Consider the following 17,217-nt stretch of genomic DNA (forward strand, 5'->3'; position numbering starts at 1 on the left):
CGCCGTCAGCCGGCCTGTTGCCCCAGGATGGGGTGGCGTGCGCGCGGTCGGTGTGCGACCTTCTGTGATCGCGGGCCGGGACCGGGTCCGCCTGCTCGCGAGGGGGAACGGTGAACGACCCGGGGGGACCGGCGGGCCCGCGACGGCTGCCCGCCGTCGACGCGCTGCGGGGCTTCGCCCTGTTGGGCATCCTGGTGGTCAACAGCGCGCAGATCATGAGCCCTTACGAGGCGGAAGGGGTCCGGGATCCCGGGGCGGCCCCGGTGGACCAGGTCGCCGCCTGGCTGGTGGCGGCGCTCGCGTCCAGCAAGTTCTACCTGCTGTTCTCGTTCCTGTTCGGCTACAGCTTCACCCTCCAGGCGGCCTCCGCCGAACGGGACGGGGCCCGCATCACCGCGCGCTTCCTGCGCCGGTCCCTGGGCCTGGTGCTGCTCGGCCTGGTGCACGCCGTCCTGCTGTACACCGGCGACATCCTCCTGACCTACGGCGTCCTGGGCCTGGTCCTGCTCTGGGCGCGGCGGATCAGGCCGGCCACCGCCGTGAAGGCCGCCGCCTGGATCTACGGGGTGTTCGGTGTCGTCCTCACCGGTCTGGGGGCGCTGGCCACCGCGGTGGACGACGAGGAACCCGTCCCCCACCAGGCGATCGCGCAGGCCGTGGCCGCCTACCGCGGCAGTGCGGGCTCGGTCGTGCGGGAGAACCTGGACCGGCTGCCCCTCGCCCTCCTCGGCGTTCTGCTCATGGCCCCGGGCGTGCTCGCCGCGTTCTTCCTCGGTCTGGCCGCGGGGCGGCGGCGCCTGCTCGCCCCGGGCGGCACCGACCGCTCCCGGCTGGTGCGCGTCACGGTCGTCGCTCTGGCCGTCGGAGTCCCGGGCGCCGTCTTCTTCGCCTCCTCGGCGCAGGGGCCGTTGGGCGACCGCTGGCAGCTCCTGGGCATCGGCGTGGGCATGCTGACGGCGCCCGCCCTGTCGGCCGCGTACGCCTGCGTGCTGCTGCTCCTGCTGGACTCGCCCCGGGGGGACCGGGTCCGGCGGCTGTTCGCCCCGGCGGGCCGCCTCGCGCTCACGAACTATCTCGGGCAGTCCCTGATCATGATGTTCGTCGCCACGGCGTACGGCCTGTCCCTCTACGGGGAGGTGGGAGCGGCCGGCGTGCTGCTGCTCGCGGTCGCCGTGTACGCGCTCCAGCTCGCCCTCAGCACGGCGTGGACCCGGCGCTTCGGGCACGGGCCCGCCGAGTGGCTGCTGCGGGCGCTCACCCTGGCCGGACGCCCCGGAAGGGCCGACAGGAGGCGTACGCCCGAACCGGCTACTTGAGGCCGAGGGACTGGCAGGCCGCCTTGTACTTCGCCGTGCAGATGTCCGACACCTGGTAGATGTCGTCGGCGACGACGGTGTCCTTGATGTTCTCCCGGGTCAGCGCGACGACGGGCACGAGCTGTGCGGGGATGCCCTTGTGGGTGGGGCTGTCGACCTTGTCGCGGGTGAGGGCGGCGAACTGGATGTCCCGGCCCTGGACCTTCGCGACCGCCATCTCCGCGGCGCTCTCCGCCTCCTGCGGGTACGACTTGTACACGCTCATGTACTGGTCACCGCTGATGATGCGCTGCACCGCGGCGAGTTCCGCGTCCTGCCCGGTGATCGGCGGCAGCTCGGTCACGCCGGCGGCCTCCAGCGCCTTGACGATGCCGCCCGCCATGCCGTCGTTGGCGGAGTACACGGCCGCGATGTTGTCCTTGCCGATCTTCTCGATCGCCTGGGCCATGTTGGCCTGCGCGTTCTCCGGCTTCCAGTCCTTGGTGTCGAAGGACTCGGCGATCGTCACCTTGCCGTTCAGCTCGGACATCGCCCCGGCTTTGAACTGCTTGGCGTTCGGGTCCGTCGGCGAGCCGTTCATCATGACGATCTTGTCGGAGAGGCTCGCCTTCTCGCCGATGGCCTCCAGCAGGGAGCGGCCCTGGACCTCGCCGACCAGTTCGTTGTCGAAGGAGATGTACGCGTCGATCGGGCCCTCGGCCAGCCGGTCGTAGGCGATGACCGGAATGCCGGCGTCCTTGGCCTTCTTCACGCCGCTCGCGATGGCCTGCGAGTCGACCGCGTCCAGCAGGATCACGTCGACCCGGTCGTCGATCATCTGCTGCAGCTGGCTCGCCTGCTTGTCGGCGCTGGCCTCGGCGTTGGCGTACTCGACGCGGCCCTGGTCGTTCGTGAGGGACTCGACCTTCTGCTTGATGATGGGGTAGTCGAAGTTCTCGTACCGCGTGTTCGCCTTCTCCGGCAGCAGCAGGCCCACCGTGATGTCGTTGCCCTTGGTCGGGCTGGCGTCGTCGCTGCTCCCGGTCGCGTTGAGCACGCCGCAGCCGGCGAGCGTGACGGACATCGTGGCCGCGGCCACGGATATGGAGATACGACGACGCATGCGGGAGCTCACTTCGCGTGTGATTCGGACGTGGGCACAGCTTTGTGGCCCATGTGACTGAAAAGCCAACGCGGACGCGCCCCTCAGCGTCAAGCGGAAGCACTTAACGAGATGACAACACCACGCTCCGCAGTGGTTGTGAAGACGGTGCGGAATCGTCTCCAAGTGCTCCGCACTGGTCAGTCATGGACAGGGGACCGTGCGAAATCGGGTCAAGGCATGCGAAAGGGGCCGGGAGTTGCCTCCCGGCCCCGCATTCACACGCGGACACGCGCGTACGCGTCAGTCCGCCTGCTGCTGCCGCTTCGGCCGCCACACCACCAGCGCGCTGGTCTGCTGGACCTCCTGGTACGGCACCAGGTCCCGGCGGTACGACGCGTGCACCGCCGCCTCGCGCTGCCGCATGGCCGCCGCCGCGCCGTCGAGCGCGTCCTCCAGCTCGGCCACCCGGGCCTGGAGCGCGGCGACCTGGTTCTCCAGTTCGATGATGCGCTTGATGCCCGCCAGGTTGATGCCCTCGTCCTGCGACAACTGCTGCACCTGCCGGAGCAGTTCGATGTCACGGGCCGAGTAGCGGCGGCCCCGGCCGGCCGTGCGGTCGGGGGAGACCAGGCCCAGGCGGTCGTACTGGCGCAGGGTCTGCGGGTGCAGGCCGGACAGCTGGGCCGCCACCGAGATGACGTAGACCGGGGTCTCCTCGGTCAGTTCATACGGGTTGCGTCGACGACCGTCCATCTGACTCATGCTCCCTTCGCGGCCTGGAACAGATCCGCCCGCGGATCCTCGCCCGCGGTCGCCTCGCGATACGCCTCCAGTGCGTCACGAGCCTTCCCCGTCAGGTCCTTCGGGACACTCACCTCGACGGTGACCAGGAGGTCGCCGCGGGTGCCGTCCTTGCGGACCGCGCCCTTGCCCCGGGCGCGCATCGTACGGCCGTTCGGCGTGCCGGGCGGCAGTTTCAGCGTGACGGGCGGGCCGCCCAGCGTGGGCACCCGGACCTCGCCGCCGAGGGCCGCCTCGGCGAACGTCACCGGGACGGTGACGGTGAGGTTGTCGTCCTTGCGGCCGAACACCGGGTGGGAGTCGACGTGCACCATCACGTACAGGTCGCCCGCCGGGCCGCCGCGCTCGCCCGGCGCTCCCTTGCCGCGCAGCCGGATCCGCTGGCCGTCGCTGACCCCCGCGGGGATGCGCACCTGCATCGTCCGCGAGGACTTGGCCCGGCCGCTGCCCTTGCAGATCTCGCAGGGGTTCTCCGCGATCAGGCCGCGGCCCTTGCAGTCCGGGCAGGGATCGGTGAGCGAGAAGCCGCCGCCGCTGCCCCGGGCGACCTGCCCGGTGCCGACGCAGGTCGGGCACACGCGCGGCGTGCCGTTCTTGTCGCCGGTACCCGAACAGGCCTTGCAGGGCGACTGCGACGACATCCGCAGCGGGACGGTCGCGCCCTCGATCGCCTCCGTGAAGCTGAGCGTGACCTCGGACTCGATGTCCTGGCCGCGCCGGGGCTGCGTACGCGTCCCCGGTCCGGCGCCGCCACGGTTGAACAGGCCCCCGAAGACGTCACCGAGTCCGCCGCCGAAGCCGCCGGCCCCGCCCTGGCCCTGGGCGCCGCCTCCGAAGAGGTCGCCCAGGTCGAAGTTGAAGGAGCCGCCGCCCGCGCCGGGCCCCGGGCGGAAGCCGCCGTTGCCGAAGAGGGCGCGGGCCTCGTCGTACTCCTTGCGCTTCTTGGGGTCGCCGAGGATGTCGTTGGCCTCCGAGATCTCCTTGAAGCGCTCCTCCGCCTTGACGTTGCCCTTGTTGGCGTCCGGGTGGTACTCGCGGGCGAGCTTCCGGTACGCCTTCTTGATCTCGGCCTCGGTGGCGTCCTTGGGGACGCCGAGGACCTTGTAGTAGTCCTTCTCGATGAAGTCCTTGGTGCTCATCCTCGACGCCCCTCCTTCCCTTCGTCTACGTCAGCCCTCGTCCGGGCCACCGCTCTCCTTGTCGTCGGCTTCGGCGGCCTCGTCCGCCTTGACCGTCTGCGCCCCCGGCTGGGGCTCGGCCACCGCCACCCGCGCGGGGCGGATGGTGCGCTCGCCGATCCGGTACCCGGGCTGCAGAATCGCCACGCAGGTCGTCTCGGTGACGTCCGGTGCGTAACTGTGCATCAGGGCCTCGTGGATCGTCGGGTCGAAGGGCTCGCCCTCCTTGCCGAACTGCTGCAGGCCCATCTTCGCCGCGGTGCTCTCCAGCGACTCGGCGACGGACTTGAAGCCGCCCACCAGTTCGCCGTGTTCCCGCGCGCGGCCGATGTCGTCGAGCACGGGCAGGAGCTCGGTCAGGAGGTTCGCGATGGCGATCTCCTTGACCGCGATCCGGTCGCGCTCGACCCGACGGCGGTAGTTCTGGTACTCGGCCTGGAGGCGCTGGAGGTCCGCGGTGCGCTCGCCGAGCGCGGTGCGCACCTGGTCCAGCTGGGCCACCAGACCGGCGTCCTGGCCCGTGTCCCCGGCCGGGGCCGCCTTCTCCTCCGGGGAGGAGGCGGCGGCCTTCGGCTCGGCGTCGTCGGAGGTGGCGCCGGAAGGGACGTCGGGCTGCTGCTCGTCGAAGCCCGGGGTCTCCTCCGTCACGCGGCACCGTCCTTCCGGTCCTCGTCGACGATCTCGGCGTCGACGACGTCGTCGTCGGCCTTGGCGTCACCGGCACCCGCGCCGGCTCCGGCGGAGGCACCGCCGGCGGCCTGGGCGCCCTGGGCGTCGGCGTACATGGCCTGGCCCAGCTTCTGGGAGACGGCCGCGACCTTCTCCGTGGCCGTGCGGATCTCGGCCGTGTCCTCGCCCTTGAGCTTCTCCTTCAGCTCGGCGACGGCCTCCTCCACCTCGGTCTTGATCTCGCCCGGGACCTTGTCCTCGTTGTCCTTGAGGAACTTCTCGGTCTGGTAGACGAGCTGCTCGCCCTGGTTGCGGGACTCGGCGGCCTCGCGGCGCTTGTGGTCCTCCTCCGCGTAGCGCTCGGCCTCCTCGCGCATGCGGTCGACCTCGTCCTTCGGCAGCGAGGAGCCGCCGGTGACGGTCATCTTCTGCTCCTTGCCCGTGCCCAGGTCCTTCGCGGTCACGTGCATGATGCCGTTGGCGTCGATGTCGAAGGACACCTCGATCTGCGGGACGCCGCGCGGCGCCGGGGGCAGACCGGTCAGCTCGAACATCCCGAGCTTCTTGTTGTACGCCGCGATCTCGCGCTCGCCCTGGTAGACCTGGATCTGCACGGACGGCTGGTTGTCCTCGGCGGTGGTGAAGATCTCGGACCGCTTGGTCGGGATCGTCGTGTTCCGCTCGATGAGCTTGGTCATGATGCCGCCCTTGGTCTCGATGCCGAGGGACAGCGGGGTGACGTCGAGGAGCAGGACGTCCTTGACCTCGCCCTTGAGGACACCGGCCTGGAGCGAGGCGCCGATGGCGACGACCTCGTCCGGGTTCACACCCTTGTTGGCCTCCTTGCCGCCGGTCAGCTCCTTGACGAGCTCGGCGACGGCGGGCATACGGGTCGAGCCACCCACCAGGACGACGTGGTCGATCTCGCTGATGGAGATGCCGGCGTCCTTGATGACGTTGTGGAACGGCGTCTTGCAGCGCTCCAGGAGGTCCGCGGTCAGCTGCTGGAACTGGGCGCGGGTGAGCTTCTCGTCGAGGTGCAGGGGGCCCTCGGCGGAGGCGGTGATGTAGGGCAGGTTGATCGAGGTCTCGGTGGACGAGGACAGCTCGATCTTCGCCTTCTCGGCGGCCTCACGCAGACGCTGCAGGGCCATCTTGTCCTTGCCCAGGTCCACGCCGTGGCCGGACTGGAACTGCTGGACCAGGTAGTCGACGATCCGCTGGTCCCAGTCGTCACCACCGAGGTGGTTGTCACCGTTGGTGGCCTTCACCTCGACGACGCCGTCGCCGATCTCCAGCAGCGAGACGTCGAACGTACCGCCACCGAGGTCGAAGACCAGGATGGTCTGGTCGTCCTTGTCGAGGCCGTACGCCAGGGCGGCGGCGGTCGGCTCGTTGACGATACGGAGCACGTTCAGACCGGCGATCTCGCCGGCCTCCTTCGTGGCCTGGCGCTCGGCGTCGTTGAAGTACGCCGGGACGGTGATGACCGCGTCGGTCACCTTCTCACCGAGGTAGGACTCGGCGTCCCGCTTCAGCTTCTGCAGCACGAAGGCGCTGATCTGCTGCGGGTTGAAGGGCTTCCCGTCGAGCTCGATCTTCCAGTCGGTGCCCATGTGCCGCTTCACCGAACGGATCGTCCGGTCCACGTTCGTGACCGCCTGGCGCTTGGCCACCTCGCCCACGAGGACTTCGCCGTTCTTGGCGAAGGCGACGACGGACGGCGTGGTCCTGGCGCCCTCGGCGTTGGTGATGACGGTGGGCTCGCCGCCCTCCAGAACGCTGACGACGGAGTTAGTCGTGCCCAGGTCGATGCCGACCGCACGTGCCATGGTTGATTCCTCCAGCTGACTTGAGTGGAACGGACTCAAGTGTGCACGACGGCTCCCGACCGGTCAACAGAGCTGAGTCGAGCGGACTCAACTCTTATCCGCTCCTTACACGCAATGAGGCTCTGACCTGCGGCGATACTGTGCGTCGATCGGCGTACACGGGTACACGCGAGAGGGCGAACACCACCACGAGAGCCACGCCCGGGACCCACCACAGGGCGTCGGCCCCGACCCAGCCGACGTGCGCGAGTACCCCGACGAGCACGCCGGAGAACGCCCCGAAGCCCAGCAGCAGCGTGACGCCCGGCACGGTCGGACCGAGCCGCCGCAGCCGGTGCGCGAGATGGTCCGGCCCGCTGCGGACCACGGGCCGCCCGCTCAGCCGCCGCGCCAGCAGGACGAGTACGGCGTCGGCGCACGCCAGGGCCGTCAGCGCGAAGAGCACCCCCGCGCTCTCCCCGATCCCGAACCCGGCCCGGACGTGCACGAGGCCGACGGCGATCACGAATCCCGCCGCCATGGACCCACAGCTGCCCAGCGCCACGCGCGCGGGGTGCCAGTTGTGCAGCAGGAAGCCGGTCAGCGCCGCGGCCAGCACGCTCATCAGCACGGCGATCCCGTCCAGCACGTCGATCGCCGCGCAGGCCGCCACCCCGAAGGCGGTGACGACCCCGACCGTCCCCGCGAGCCCGTCGGCGTGGTCGAGCCCCCGGAAGGCGAAGGTCACCCCGACGACCCACACGACGGCGAGCAGCCCGGTGCCCACCCCCGTCTCCCCGTACGGCACGACACACGCGGCGGCCACGCCCGTACCGCCGGCCAGCACCCGCCGCCGCAGCCGCCACACGTCGTCGACGAGCCCGAGCAGGGCGACCACGCCGCCGGCGACGAGCAGCCCGTCGATCCCGCTCCCGGCCGCGCCCCACTCCGTGACGCCGACGACCGCCCCGGTGACGACCACCACGGCCACGCCCCCGGACAGCGGCACCTCGCGCTGCCGCCGCCGCTCGACCAGACGCAGCCGCAGGGCGGGCACACGAAGGGCCGCCGCGAGAAGGGCGGTGAGCAGGAGGGCGGTGGCGGCGGCGGTGATCCCGTAGAGCACGGATATAAGTTAGGCGTCACTATGACAATTCGGTATGAATAACACGACGGGATCCGGGTCGAATCCGGATGGTTCCTGAGGCAACCCTGAGCGATTCAGATCACTGCCCACCCGGCTACAGTGCGGCGGAAGATAGGGGTAGTCTCAGACGGACTGCATAAGTTACCGCTTAGTAATTTCGGGGAACCCTTCGGGAACGACAGGTCACCCCGACGAAACCCCTCGCAGGCCCGAGGAGCCCCCATGCAACTCGCCGCGATCATCGTGTCGCTGGTACTGACCGTGGTCGGCGTCGCGCTGCTCGCACGCGCGATCGGCCAGTTCGTCCGGTACTTCAAGCTGGGCCAGCCCGTGCCCGCCGGTACCCGGACCGACAACCCCTACCAGCGCAGCGTGACCCTGGTGAAGGAGTTCCTCGGCCACACGCGCATGAACCGGTGGGGCATCGTCGGCATCGCCCACTGGTTCGTCGCGATCGGCTTCCTGACGCTGCCGCCGACCCTCGCCCAGGCCTTCGGGCAGCTGTTCCAGGCCGACTGGGTGCTGCCGGTCATCGGCACGTTCCTGCCGTTCGAGCTGTACATCGAGTTCATCGGCGTGATGACGGTCCTGGGCATCGCGGTGCTCATCGCGATCCGTCTGCTGAACCTGCCGAACCGGCCCGGTCGCAAGTCCCGCTTCGCGGGCTCCAAAGCCGGTCAGGCCTACTTCGTCGAGTACGTCATCCTCACCATCGGCCTGGCCATCTACGTGCTCCGCGGCCTGGAGGGCGCGCTCCACCACGTCGACCACTACGAGGCCTCGTACTTCGCCTCGTACCCCCTGGTGCTGGCTTTCAAGGGCCTGTCGGTCACGGCGCTGCAGAACCTGGTCTACCTGGTCGCGATGATCAAGATCGGCACCTCGTTCATCTGGATGATCGTGGTGTCACTCAACACCAACATGGGTGTGGCCTGGCACCGCTTCCTGGCGTTCCCGAACATCTGGTTCAAGCGCGAGGCGACGGGCGGGACGGCGCTGGGCGCGCTGCAGCCCATGACGTCGGCCGGCAAGCCGATCGACTTCACGGACCCCGGCGACGACGACGTCTTCGGCGTCAGCCAGGTCGAGCAGTTCTCCTGGAAGGGCTTGCTGGACTTCTCCACGTGCACCGAGTGCGGCCGCTGCCAGTCGCAGTGCCCCGCCTGGAACACGGGCAAGCCGCTCTCCCCCAAGCTGCTGATCATGTCTCTGCGGGACCACGCGCACGCCAAGGCGCCGTACCTGCTGGCCGGCGGCGGCAAGACGATGGAGGGCGAGGAGAAGGCGTCCGAGGAGCAGTTGGCGGGTGTGCCCGCCGCCGCCCTGGCGGAGGCCGAGCGCCCCCTGATCGGCACGCTGGAGGACAACGGCGTCATCGACCCGGACGTCCTGTGGTCCTGCACCACGTGCGGTGCCTGCGTCGAGCAGTGCCCGGTGGACATCGAGCACGTCGACCACATCGTCGACATGCGCCGCTACCAGGTGATGATCGAGTCGGCGTTCCCGTCCGAGGCGGGCACGATGCTCAAGAACCTGGAGAAGAAGGGCAACCCCTGGGGCCTGGCGAAGAAGCAGCGCCTGGAGTGGCTCAAGGAGGTCGACTTCGAGGTCCCGGTCGTCGGCAAGGACATCGAGGACCTGTCCGAGGTCGAGTACCTGTACTGGGTCGGCTGCGCCGGCGCCCTGGAGGACCGCGCGAAGAAGACGACGAAGGCCTTCGCGGAACTCCTCCACATCGCGGGCGTCAAGTTCGCGATCATGGGCGGCGACGAGAAGTGCACGGGTGACTCCGCCCGCCGCCTCGGCAACGAGCCCCTGTTCCAGGAACTCGGCATGGAGAACGTCATGGCGCTGAACATGGCGTTCGGCGAGGAGATGGACGAGGACGGCAAGGTCACGCCGGAGTCGGCGAAGCCCAAGTCCTCCAAGAAGATCGTCGCGACCTGCCCGCACTGCCTCAACACGCTCGGCAACGAGTACCCGCAGCTGGGCGGCGATTACGAGGTCATCCACCACACGCAGCTGCTGCAGCACCTGGTGGACGAGGGCAAGCTGATCCCGGTCACGCCGGTCGAGGGCATCATCACGTACCACGACCCGTGCTACCTGGGCCGCCACAACAAGATCTACACGCCGCCGCGCGAGATCATCGCGTCCGTCCCCGGCATCCGCAACGAGGAGATGCACCGCCACAAGGAGCGGGGCTTCTGCTGCGGCGCGGGTGGCGCGCGGATGTGGATGGAGGAGCGCATCGGCAAGCGCATCAACAACGAGCGCGTGGACGAGGCCCTGTCGGTCAACCCCGACATCGTCTCAACGGCCTGCCCGTTCTGCCTGGTCATGCTCACGGACTCCGTGAACGGCAAGAAGAACGACGGCAAGGCGAAGGAGTCCATCACGGTCGTGGACGTCGCCCAACTCCTGCTGGACTCGGTGAAGACGCCGGTCCCGGCGGAGCCCGAGGACACGGACGGCGACGACGAGCCCCCGGCAGGCACGGCGGACTCCGAGAACGCACCGGAGCCGGAGCCGGTGAAGTAGGCGGTTCCTCCGAAGCTCGCCTTCGACGCCCCCTGTCCGCGTGGTCGGGCAGGGGGCGTCGGCGCTCTTACGGCGTTCGTTGATCCGGCGGCCTGGGCAGCGAGCAGCTCGGAGCCGACTCGAGCACGGTCATGAATCTCGGCTGTGGCCCCATGGTCGTAGGGCGCAGGCAGCCCAGGAGAAGCTGCGCAGGCGAGCCTGTTCGACGAGCGTCGCCGTGTCACCGTAGGTGAGGTTGAGATGCCGGCCGAGGACGACGATGGCCACGCTGCCTGCGCCTGCCGCCTTCAGGGCCGCCGCTGCGGACTGGGCGTGGTGCCCTGTGGTCCAGGTGTCGTCGACGAGCAGCACATCCTCGCCCCAGAGTGCCGAAGACGTGTAGCGCGCCGAAGAGCCCGTTCGGCCGAGGGCGGCGGCCTCAGGCGTCGGCGTGAGCAGGTCCCGGTAGCGGCCGCGTGTGGCGCCGACCATGTCCGCGACCATGGTCCGCAGTGGATGAATCTCCCGACCGCTGGTGCTGGGCACCGTGGTGACGACGCTGAAGCCGGGTACGGCGCAGTGGGCGGCGATGCAGGCTTCGTGAAGGGCGAGAAAACGCCACAGGACAGCCGCCAGGCCCGTGCGGAAGTAGTGCTGCTGCGCTCCCGTGGTGTTCTTGTAGCGCCACAGTTCGTTGGCGTACTGCTCGTTCTTCAGGGCCAGGCTGACGGGAACCACGGCATCACCGACCCCTGCGCCTAAGATCCTCCTGGCCTCCTGGCACTGCCAGCAGGTGGGGTAGCCAGGGTTCGCGGTGCCGCGGCAGACCTGGCAGACACCTGGTCCCGGCAGTAACGGATGAACGAGGAAGTTGGCGTAGCGGGCGGACAGTTCGGAAACAGTTGCCACACGGTCCGCCGTTATGCCCAGGTGAGCTCGCCCGTGGTGGGGACGAGCGAGTCGAGTTGGCTGAAGACGTCGTCAGGACCGTCGATGACGGTCGTGTTGGGCCGACTCGCGTACTCACGGGCCCATTCGTGAGTCATGAGAGAGCGCATGAGGAACACACGCCGTCCGTGTTCAAGGGCCAGACGGGCCTGCATACGGGCGCCGCTGCGGTACGCCGCCTCCACCACGACGGTGGCAAGGCTGTATCCGCTCATCACGGCGTTGCGCAACGGGAACGACGCCTTCGAAGGCGGTGCATCCGGCCAGAACTGGGAGATCACCAGGCCCCGCTCGATGATCTCCCGCTGCAGGTCGGCGTTCTGCGCCGGGTAGGTCCGCCGGAGGCCGGTGCCGATGACGGCGACCGTGCGCCCGCCGACCGCGAGGGCGGTGCCATGGGCGGCGGTGTCGATGCCGGCAGCGAGACCACTGACCACAGTGACGCCGCGCTCAGCGAGCCCACCCGCGATGGCACGGGCATGGGCGATTCCCTCCGGGGTGGGAGCACGCGTACCCACGACGGCGACCCGCAGGTCGCCCTCTACGGGCGTTCCCCGTAGGAACAGGAAGGGCGGACGCTGATGGACCAGCCGCAGATACAGCGGGTAATCATCATCCAGGATCGTCACCAGGCGCATGCCCTCGTGCTCCCAAGCCGAGATCTCGGCTGCGACAGCGTCCAGGTCCACGGCGGGCTCGGTGTCGAACAGTGCGCTCTGCCCAGAAGCGTCAAGAGCGTTCTCGAGGATGTCGCGTGCGCTTCCGACCGACTCGATCTGGTCGGTCAGCTCGGACCACGGCCGGTCGCCGCGCCGCAGCAACGCGACGATGGCGGCTCGCTCCAGTTCGTGGTCCATGCTGCAAGTATAGGAAGAACGTCTGTGGCGGCTGCTCACTTGCGGATACCGACGGGGCGCTCCGCCCACGACCCGGCGGCGACGGCACATGGCATCCACGCTGCGTAGCGCTTGGTGAACGCCGTGAAGGCCCCCGGTGATGTCCTCTGCGGTGGCGTGTCAGCGCCCCACCTTCACCACCTCCGACACCGCCCCCCGGAACGACTCCGTCGCCTCGAACCGCGCTCGGAAGTAACCGCGTCGCACATCCGTGAGGTCCGCCGAGAACGCGTGTCCCTCGCCCGACCAGTTCGCCTCCGTCGTGCGGAGGTTCGTCCAGCGCTTGCCGTCGCGGGAGTGTTCGATGTGGACCGGGATGACGCCGGGCGTCCAGCCGTCGGGGAAGTCCATCGCGCCCTCGACGTGGACGCCGCCCTCCTGCGCACGCGTGGCCGAGAACGACGTGAAGACCGAGGCGCGCAGGACCGTGATCTCAGGGCTGTTCGCCGAGGCCGGGGCGATGAACGGGTCGTCGCTGTGGGACGCCACGCGGAACGTGCCGGTCTCCCACGGGGTGTGCGTGACGCTGGCCTTGCCGTCCGCGCCGGTGGTGAAGTAGCCGACGCTGGCCCAGTGCGTGCCCTCGGATGCCTCGTAGAGGACGCCGCCGCTCTGGCCCTCGAAGGGGACCCAGCCCTGCGGGGTCTCGCGCTCCAGGGTCGCCGTGACGGTGACCTGCTGTCCGTAGTCGATCGTCCGGGCTTCCGCCGGGGCCTGGAAGGTCCAGCGCGTGGCCACCTGCCGGATGCCGATCGGCGTCGGCTCGGACTCGCCGTAGAGGACGTACGGGTTCGCGGTGTCGTGCCGGTAGACGGCCTGGACCGGGACCGCGTCGTTCACGGTGACCGTGCCGGAGAAGCGCCCCTCCGCGTCGGTGCGGACGGTGTTCTCCGTCCAGTTGTCCACGTCGAGGTCGACCCGGTGGTCCGCCAGCGGCTTCAGCTCGCGGGTCCCCGGCCAGCGTCCCTTCAGCGTGCCGTCGACCCGCACCTCGCGGTGGTCGGTGTCGATCTCCGTGCGGTCGGGGCGCACGTCCTCGAACAAGGCCGCGACGTAGTAGGCGAGCGAGCCCGCGGAGTTGTCGACGGTGCGGTCGCCGTCCGCGTCCGTGGCCTCGACGCGGACGTCGTAGCTGCCGAGCGCGGGCAGGTCGAGCGGCTGCTTCGTGCGCCACACGCCGTCGGCCGCCGTGCCGGAGGCCAGGGTGAACGCGTCGTACTCCACGACGGCGACCTCCTGCTGGGTGGACGCCGAGACGATGTGGGCCCTGATGTCCGTGAGCGCGCTGTCGGAGCTGACGGCGACCTGGAGGGTGCCGAGGTCGCTCGACACGCTGCTCGCCCAGCGGACGTCCGGCGCCTGCCCCTCCGCGGTCCCCGCCGCCTCCGCCGTCCCCGCCCCCTCCGCCGCGTGCGCCGCCGGCACGCCGGTCAGCAGGAGCGCGGCGGTCGTACCGATGGCAGCCCAGGCCGCCCGTGTTCTGAACAAGGTCCCCCCAGGGATGCGTCGAAAGCCGCACCACAGCAGCGGGTACGGCCGAACAGTGTTTCTACCGCACACATCTGACAGCGGTCCCGCGAGTTTCCGCCCCCTCCACCAGCCGACAGACCGCAGGGGTGGTACGTGGGGCGCACTCGAGGGGCGCGTTCGATTCGCTACTGCACTCGGCCACACCGCTCACCTATGAGTCGCGTCACTGTGGAGTTGTGAAGATCCAGCATCCACACCGCACTTGACGTGCCCTCACTCACCAATCGCCCTCACCTGCCCTTCCCTTCTCAGATTGCGAATCAGTAAAGGGGGTTCCGTTCAGCGAATAGTTGTTTAACCATGAAGGTCCACAGATGAGGGGGATTTGTGAAGATCACCGGTTGCGCTTCGCGCACGGTCGGGCAGGGGGCCCGGGCGAACCGGTGACGCGGTGCTGGTGCCGTTCCCACACCGCTTCTCACGCAGTACCACGCCACGGCCGCCTGCCTCAGGAACAGGCGGCCGTACTTCAGGGGTGAGGAAACCACCATGCACATATGTGTGCTGGGGCAGGGCTACGTCGGCCTGCCCCTGGCCGTGAGGGCCGCCGAGGTCGGGCACACCGTCACCGGCTACGAGCCCGACCGGACGCGCTGCGCGGCGCTGGCCGCCGGGTCGTCGTACGTCGAGGACATCGGCGACGGCCGGCTCCGGGCGGTGCTGGACTCGGGGGCGTACCGCGCCAGTTGCGACCCGCAGGACCTCAAGGGGTTCGACGTCGCCGTCATCACCGTTCCGACACCGCTCACCGACCGCGCGCCGGACCTGAGTTGTGTCCGGGACGCCGGTCGCGTGCTCGCGGAGTGGATCGAGCCGGGCGCCACCGTCGTCCTGGAGTCGACCACCCACCCCGGCACCACCCGTGACGTGCTCGTACCGCTGCTGGAGGAGGGCTCCGGCCTCGTCGCCGGGCAGGACTTCCACGTCGGTTTCAGCCCCGAGCGCATCGACCCGGGCAACGCCGACTGGCGGCTGGAGAACACACCGAAGATCGTCGCCGGGCTGACCGAGGACTGTCTGCGGCGCGTGCACGACTTCTACGACACCGTCACCGACGTCACCGTGCCCGCCTCGGGCCTCGAAGAGGCCGAGCTGGCCAAGGTGTTCGAGAACACCTACCGGCACGTCAACATCGCCCTGGTCAACGAGCTGTCCCGGATGGCCCACACGCTGGGCGTGGACGTCTGGCACACGCTGGAGCTGGCCGCGACCAAGCCCTTCGGGTTCACCAGGTTCCTGCCCGGGCCCGGGGTCGGCGGGCACTGCCTGCCCATCGATCCGGTCTACCTCAGCCATCACGTCAAGGCCCGGCACGGGCAGACGTTCCGGCTGATCGAGCTGGCCCAGGACATCAACGAGAGCCAGCCGGACTACGTGGTGCGCCGGCTGCAGGACGCCTTGAGCCGCCGCTTCCGACGGAGCGTGCACGGGGCGCGCGTCCTCGCCCTCGGCGCCGCCTACAAGCCGGGCACCTCGGACGCCCGCCAGTCGCCGGCCGTCGAAGTCACCGACCGGCTACGGGCGATGGGGGCGGACGTCACCGTCGTGGACCCCTATCTGCCGGAGTCCGGCGGAGGTCTCCGCGACATCCCCTTCGCCGGGGCAGGCACGGGGACCGACACCGTCGCCGGCTTCGACGCCGTCGTCCTGCTCACCCCGCACGCCGAGTTCGACCTCGACCGGCTCGCCGCCGAGGCCGCCTACGTGCTCGACACCCGCGGCGTCATGCCCGCCGCACCGCACATCGAACGGCTCTGAGAGCCACGGAAGGAAAGAGGAACACCATGTACGGACAGAACGGTGTGGGCGCCGCCATCGGGACCGCCACCGGCGGAGCCGCCCTGGCCGCCACCGGCGGCACGGCGCTCGGCTGGATCGTGCTGGCGGCCATGCTCCTGGTGATCGGCGGCGTCGCGGTCTTCCGCACGGCGACCCGCGGCAAGCGAGCGACCGCTTGAGCGCCTACCCGGGCCGCGCTTCACGGGTGAGGTTCACCGTCGTGACCCTCGTGGTGGTGGCGGCCCTGGCCGCCGCCACCGCGGTGGTGCACGTGGAGTCGAAGAGTCCGGTCCTCACCTTCTACTGGTGGCTGGGCATGACGGTGATCGTGCTCTGCCTGGTCTCGTTCCTGAAGGGCCGGACCTTCACCCACCTGCCGGTCGCCCCCGGCCGGACGGTGGCGATCATCCCGGCGTTCGAGGAGCCGTCGGAGAACCTGCACCGCACGGTGCGGTCCCTGCTGGCCCAGACGCACCCCGTCGACGAGATCCACGTCATCGACGACGGCTCGCGGCAGCACCCCGTGGAGCCCTTCGACCACCCCCGCGTCTTCTGGCACCGGCAGGAGAACAAGGGCAAGCGCGGGGCCCAGGTCACCGTGCTGCGGCACCTCCAGGAGCAGGGCAGGCACTTCGAGTTCGTCCTCACCATCGACTCGGACGGCGAGCCCTTCCCGGACGCGCTCGAACAGCAGCTGCGGGCCATGAGCAACCCGCGGATCCAGGCCACCACCGGCATGATCTACGTTCGCAACTTCGAGGAGACCTGGGTCTCCCGGGCCGCGGACATCGACATCGGCACCTCGTGCGTGATGATGCGGTCCTCGCGCTCCATGCTCGGGGCCCTGGAGACGACGTCGGGTGCGCTCGCGCTCTACCGGGCCGAGCTGCTCTACGACCACCTGGACGCCTACGAGGTCGAGTGCGGCACCGGCGACGACCGCTGGCTGGCGCTGCGGGCGCTGATGCGCGGCGAGGTCGTAGCCGTCAACGAGGCCGGAGTCGTCACCGACATGCCGACCACGCTGCGGAAGACCTACCGGCAGCGGCTGCGCTGGGCCCGGTCGTGGTGGTGGATGCTGCCGTTCGTGTACGCGCGGCTGTCGCCGAAGCAGCTCATCTCGCCGACCTTCGGCCTGCTGCAGCTCGTCATCACGCCGGTGATGCTGGCCTGGACCGTCGTCATGACGCTGCTGACCCTGGGCGGGCGGTACCACAACCCGGGCGTGGCGCTGGTGTACCTCGGCGTGTACCTGGTGGTCCGGTACGGGCAGTCGGGGCTGTACGTGCTGATGCGGCCGGACATGACCGCGCGTCAGCGCTGGCGCTCCTGGCTGGTCGGCACCCCGGCGGCCGTGTTCATGAACATCGTGCTGCTGTGCCCCACCCGCTACTGGGCCCTGTTCAAGCTGCGCGACAACGCCTGGCAGTCGCGGGGGCTGACAGCGAGGACGGCGCTGCCGCAGGGCGGTCGTCACCGTGCCGGTCCGAAGAACCTGCAGAAGGCCTGAGGAGACCGGGCGGCGGTCCGCGATGAGT

14 protein-coding genes are annotated in these 17,217 nt (G+C 69.7%); 5 read left to right on the forward strand and 9 right to left on the reverse strand.

Annotated features, from left to right (window positions below):
- Positions 1 to 110: 110 nt before the first annotated feature.
- Positions 111 to 1,316, forward strand: a complete 1,206-nt coding sequence (locus tag ACSUPV_RS18535) for a DUF418 domain-containing protein (protein ID WP_436947843.1) — start codon at positions 111 to 113, stop codon at positions 1,314 to 1,316.
- Here the strand turns inward: ACSUPV_RS18535 and ACSUPV_RS18540 are convergent.
- The 6 genes from ACSUPV_RS18540 to ACSUPV_RS18565 all read right to left on the reverse strand — a co-directional run bounded on the left by ACSUPV_RS18540 (position 1,309) and on the right by ACSUPV_RS18565 (position 7,985).
- Positions 1,309 to 2,418: a sugar ABC transporter substrate-binding protein gene (locus ACSUPV_RS18540; protein WP_382613822.1), complete on the reverse strand. Its 1,110-nt coding sequence runs from the start codon at positions 2,416 to 2,418 to the stop codon at positions 1,309 to 1,311. The genes ACSUPV_RS18535 and ACSUPV_RS18540 overlap by 8 nt on opposite strands.
- 282 nt (positions 2,419 to 2,700) lie before the next feature.
- A complete protein-coding gene (locus tag ACSUPV_RS18545; RefSeq protein WP_031116078.1) occupies positions 2,701 to 3,153 on the reverse strand; it encodes a heat shock protein transcriptional repressor HspR in 453 nt (150 codons plus the stop codon).
- 5 nt (positions 3,154 to 3,158) lie between these two features.
- Complete coding sequence (gene dnaJ, locus ACSUPV_RS18550; RefSeq protein ID WP_031116079.1) at positions 3,159 to 4,340, reverse strand: molecular chaperone DnaJ; 1,182 nt, start codon at positions 4,338 to 4,340, stop codon at positions 3,159 to 3,161.
- A gap of 30 nt (positions 4,341 to 4,370) precedes the next feature.
- Positions 4,371 to 5,027, reverse strand: coding sequence for a nucleotide exchange factor GrpE (gene grpE / locus ACSUPV_RS18555; protein WP_031116080.1), 657 nt, complete (start codon positions 5,025 to 5,027; stop codon positions 4,371 to 4,373).
- Positions 5,024 to 6,880, reverse strand: a complete 1,857-nt coding sequence (gene dnaK, locus ACSUPV_RS18560) for a molecular chaperone DnaK (RefSeq protein WP_037765150.1) — start codon at positions 6,878 to 6,880, stop codon at positions 5,024 to 5,026. Before dnaK ends, grpE begins: the two co-directional genes overlap by 4 nt.
- A 94-nt stretch (positions 6,881 to 6,974) precedes the next feature.
- Positions 6,975 to 7,985 carry an MraY family glycosyltransferase gene (locus ACSUPV_RS18565; RefSeq protein WP_436947844.1) on the reverse strand — a complete coding sequence of 337 codons (1,011 nt, stop codon included), beginning with the start codon at positions 7,983 to 7,985 and terminating at the stop codon, positions 6,975 to 6,977.
- A 243-nt stretch (positions 7,986 to 8,228) separates the two neighbouring features.
- Here ACSUPV_RS18565 and ACSUPV_RS18570 point away from each other — a divergent pair, with 243 nt between their 5' ends.
- A complete protein-coding gene (locus tag ACSUPV_RS18570; RefSeq protein WP_436947845.1) occupies positions 8,229 to 10,547 on the forward strand; it encodes a heterodisulfide reductase-related iron-sulfur binding cluster in 2,319 nt (772 codons plus the stop codon).
- A gap of 129 nt (positions 10,548 to 10,676) precedes the next feature.
- On the opposite strand, the gene ACSUPV_RS18575 is transcribed toward ACSUPV_RS18570, so the two are convergent.
- The 3 genes from ACSUPV_RS18575 to ACSUPV_RS18585 form a co-directional block, all read right to left on the reverse strand.
- On the reverse strand, positions 10,677 to 11,435 hold the full coding sequence (locus tag ACSUPV_RS18575) for a hypothetical protein (RefSeq protein ID WP_436947846.1): 759 nt from the start codon (positions 11,433 to 11,435) through the stop codon (positions 10,677 to 10,679).
- Positions 11,436 to 11,446: 11 nt separating this feature from the next.
- Positions 11,447 to 12,331, reverse strand: a complete 885-nt coding sequence (locus ACSUPV_RS18580) for a DNA-processing protein DprA (protein WP_359785402.1) — start codon at positions 12,329 to 12,331, stop codon at positions 11,447 to 11,449.
- A 159-nt stretch (positions 12,332 to 12,490) separates the two neighbouring features.
- On the reverse strand, positions 12,491 to 13,858 hold the full coding sequence (locus ACSUPV_RS18585) for a hypothetical protein (RefSeq protein WP_436947847.1): 1,368 nt from the start codon (positions 13,856 to 13,858) through the stop codon (positions 12,491 to 12,493).
- Positions 13,859 to 14,389: 531 nt separating this feature from the next.
- Between ACSUPV_RS18585 and ACSUPV_RS18590 the strand changes: the two genes are divergently transcribed.
- Genes ACSUPV_RS18590 through ACSUPV_RS18600 form a run of 3 tightly spaced genes read left to right on the forward strand, consistent with a single transcriptional unit; the run spans position 14,390 to position 17,189 of the window.
- Complete coding sequence (locus tag ACSUPV_RS18590; RefSeq protein ID WP_031116088.1) at positions 14,390 to 15,658, forward strand: nucleotide sugar dehydrogenase; 1,269 nt, start codon at positions 14,390 to 14,392, stop codon at positions 15,656 to 15,658.
- Positions 15,659 to 15,684: 26 nt separating this feature from the next.
- The gene (locus ACSUPV_RS18595) at positions 15,685 to 15,858 is read left to right on the forward strand and encodes a hypothetical protein (protein WP_359758865.1); all 174 of its coding nucleotides are present in this window, start codon (positions 15,685 to 15,687) and stop codon (positions 15,856 to 15,858) included.
- A gap of 41 nt (positions 15,859 to 15,899) precedes the next feature.
- A complete protein-coding gene (locus ACSUPV_RS18600; protein ID WP_436947848.1) occupies positions 15,900 to 17,189 on the forward strand; it encodes a glycosyltransferase family 2 protein in 1,290 nt (429 codons plus the stop codon).
- The last annotated feature ends 28 nt before the right edge of the window (positions 17,190 to 17,217 follow it).

It is taken from the genome of Streptomyces sp. SudanB52_2052, from assembly GCF_964272415.1.
In the GTDB taxonomy this organism is placed as follows: Bacteria; Actinomycetota; Actinomycetes; order Streptomycetales; family Streptomycetaceae; genus Streptomyces; species Streptomyces olindensis.

Excerpts from the sequence above, each read along its gene's own strand:
- ACSUPV_RS18540 (WP_382613822.1), bottom strand. The coding sequence starts at position 2,418 with ATGCGTCGTCGTATCTCCATATCCGTGGCCGCGGCCACGATGTCCGTC.
- ACSUPV_RS18545 (WP_031116078.1), bottom strand. The coding sequence starts at position 3,153 with ATGGACGGTCGTCGACGCAACCCGTATGAACTGACCGAGGAGACCCCG.
- dnaJ (WP_031116079.1), bottom strand. The coding sequence starts at position 4,340 with ATGAGCACCAAGGACTTCATCGAGAAGGACTACTACAAGGTCCTCGGC.
- dnaK (WP_037765150.1), bottom strand. The coding sequence starts at position 6,880 with ATGGCACGTGCGGTCGGCATCGACCTGGGCACGACTAACTCCGTCGTC.
- ACSUPV_RS18570 (WP_436947845.1), top strand. The coding sequence starts at position 8,229 with ATGCAACTCGCCGCGATCATCGTGTCGCTGGTACTGACCGTGGTCGGC.
- ACSUPV_RS18580 (WP_359785402.1), bottom strand. The coding sequence starts at position 12,331 with ATGGACCACGAACTGGAGCGAGCCGCCATCGTCGCGTTGCTGCGGCGC.
- ACSUPV_RS18590 (WP_031116088.1), top strand. The coding sequence starts at position 14,390 with ATGCACATATGTGTGCTGGGGCAGGGCTACGTCGGCCTGCCCCTGGCC.
- ACSUPV_RS18595 (WP_359758865.1), top strand. The coding sequence starts at position 15,685 with ATGTACGGACAGAACGGTGTGGGCGCCGCCATCGGGACCGCCACCGGC.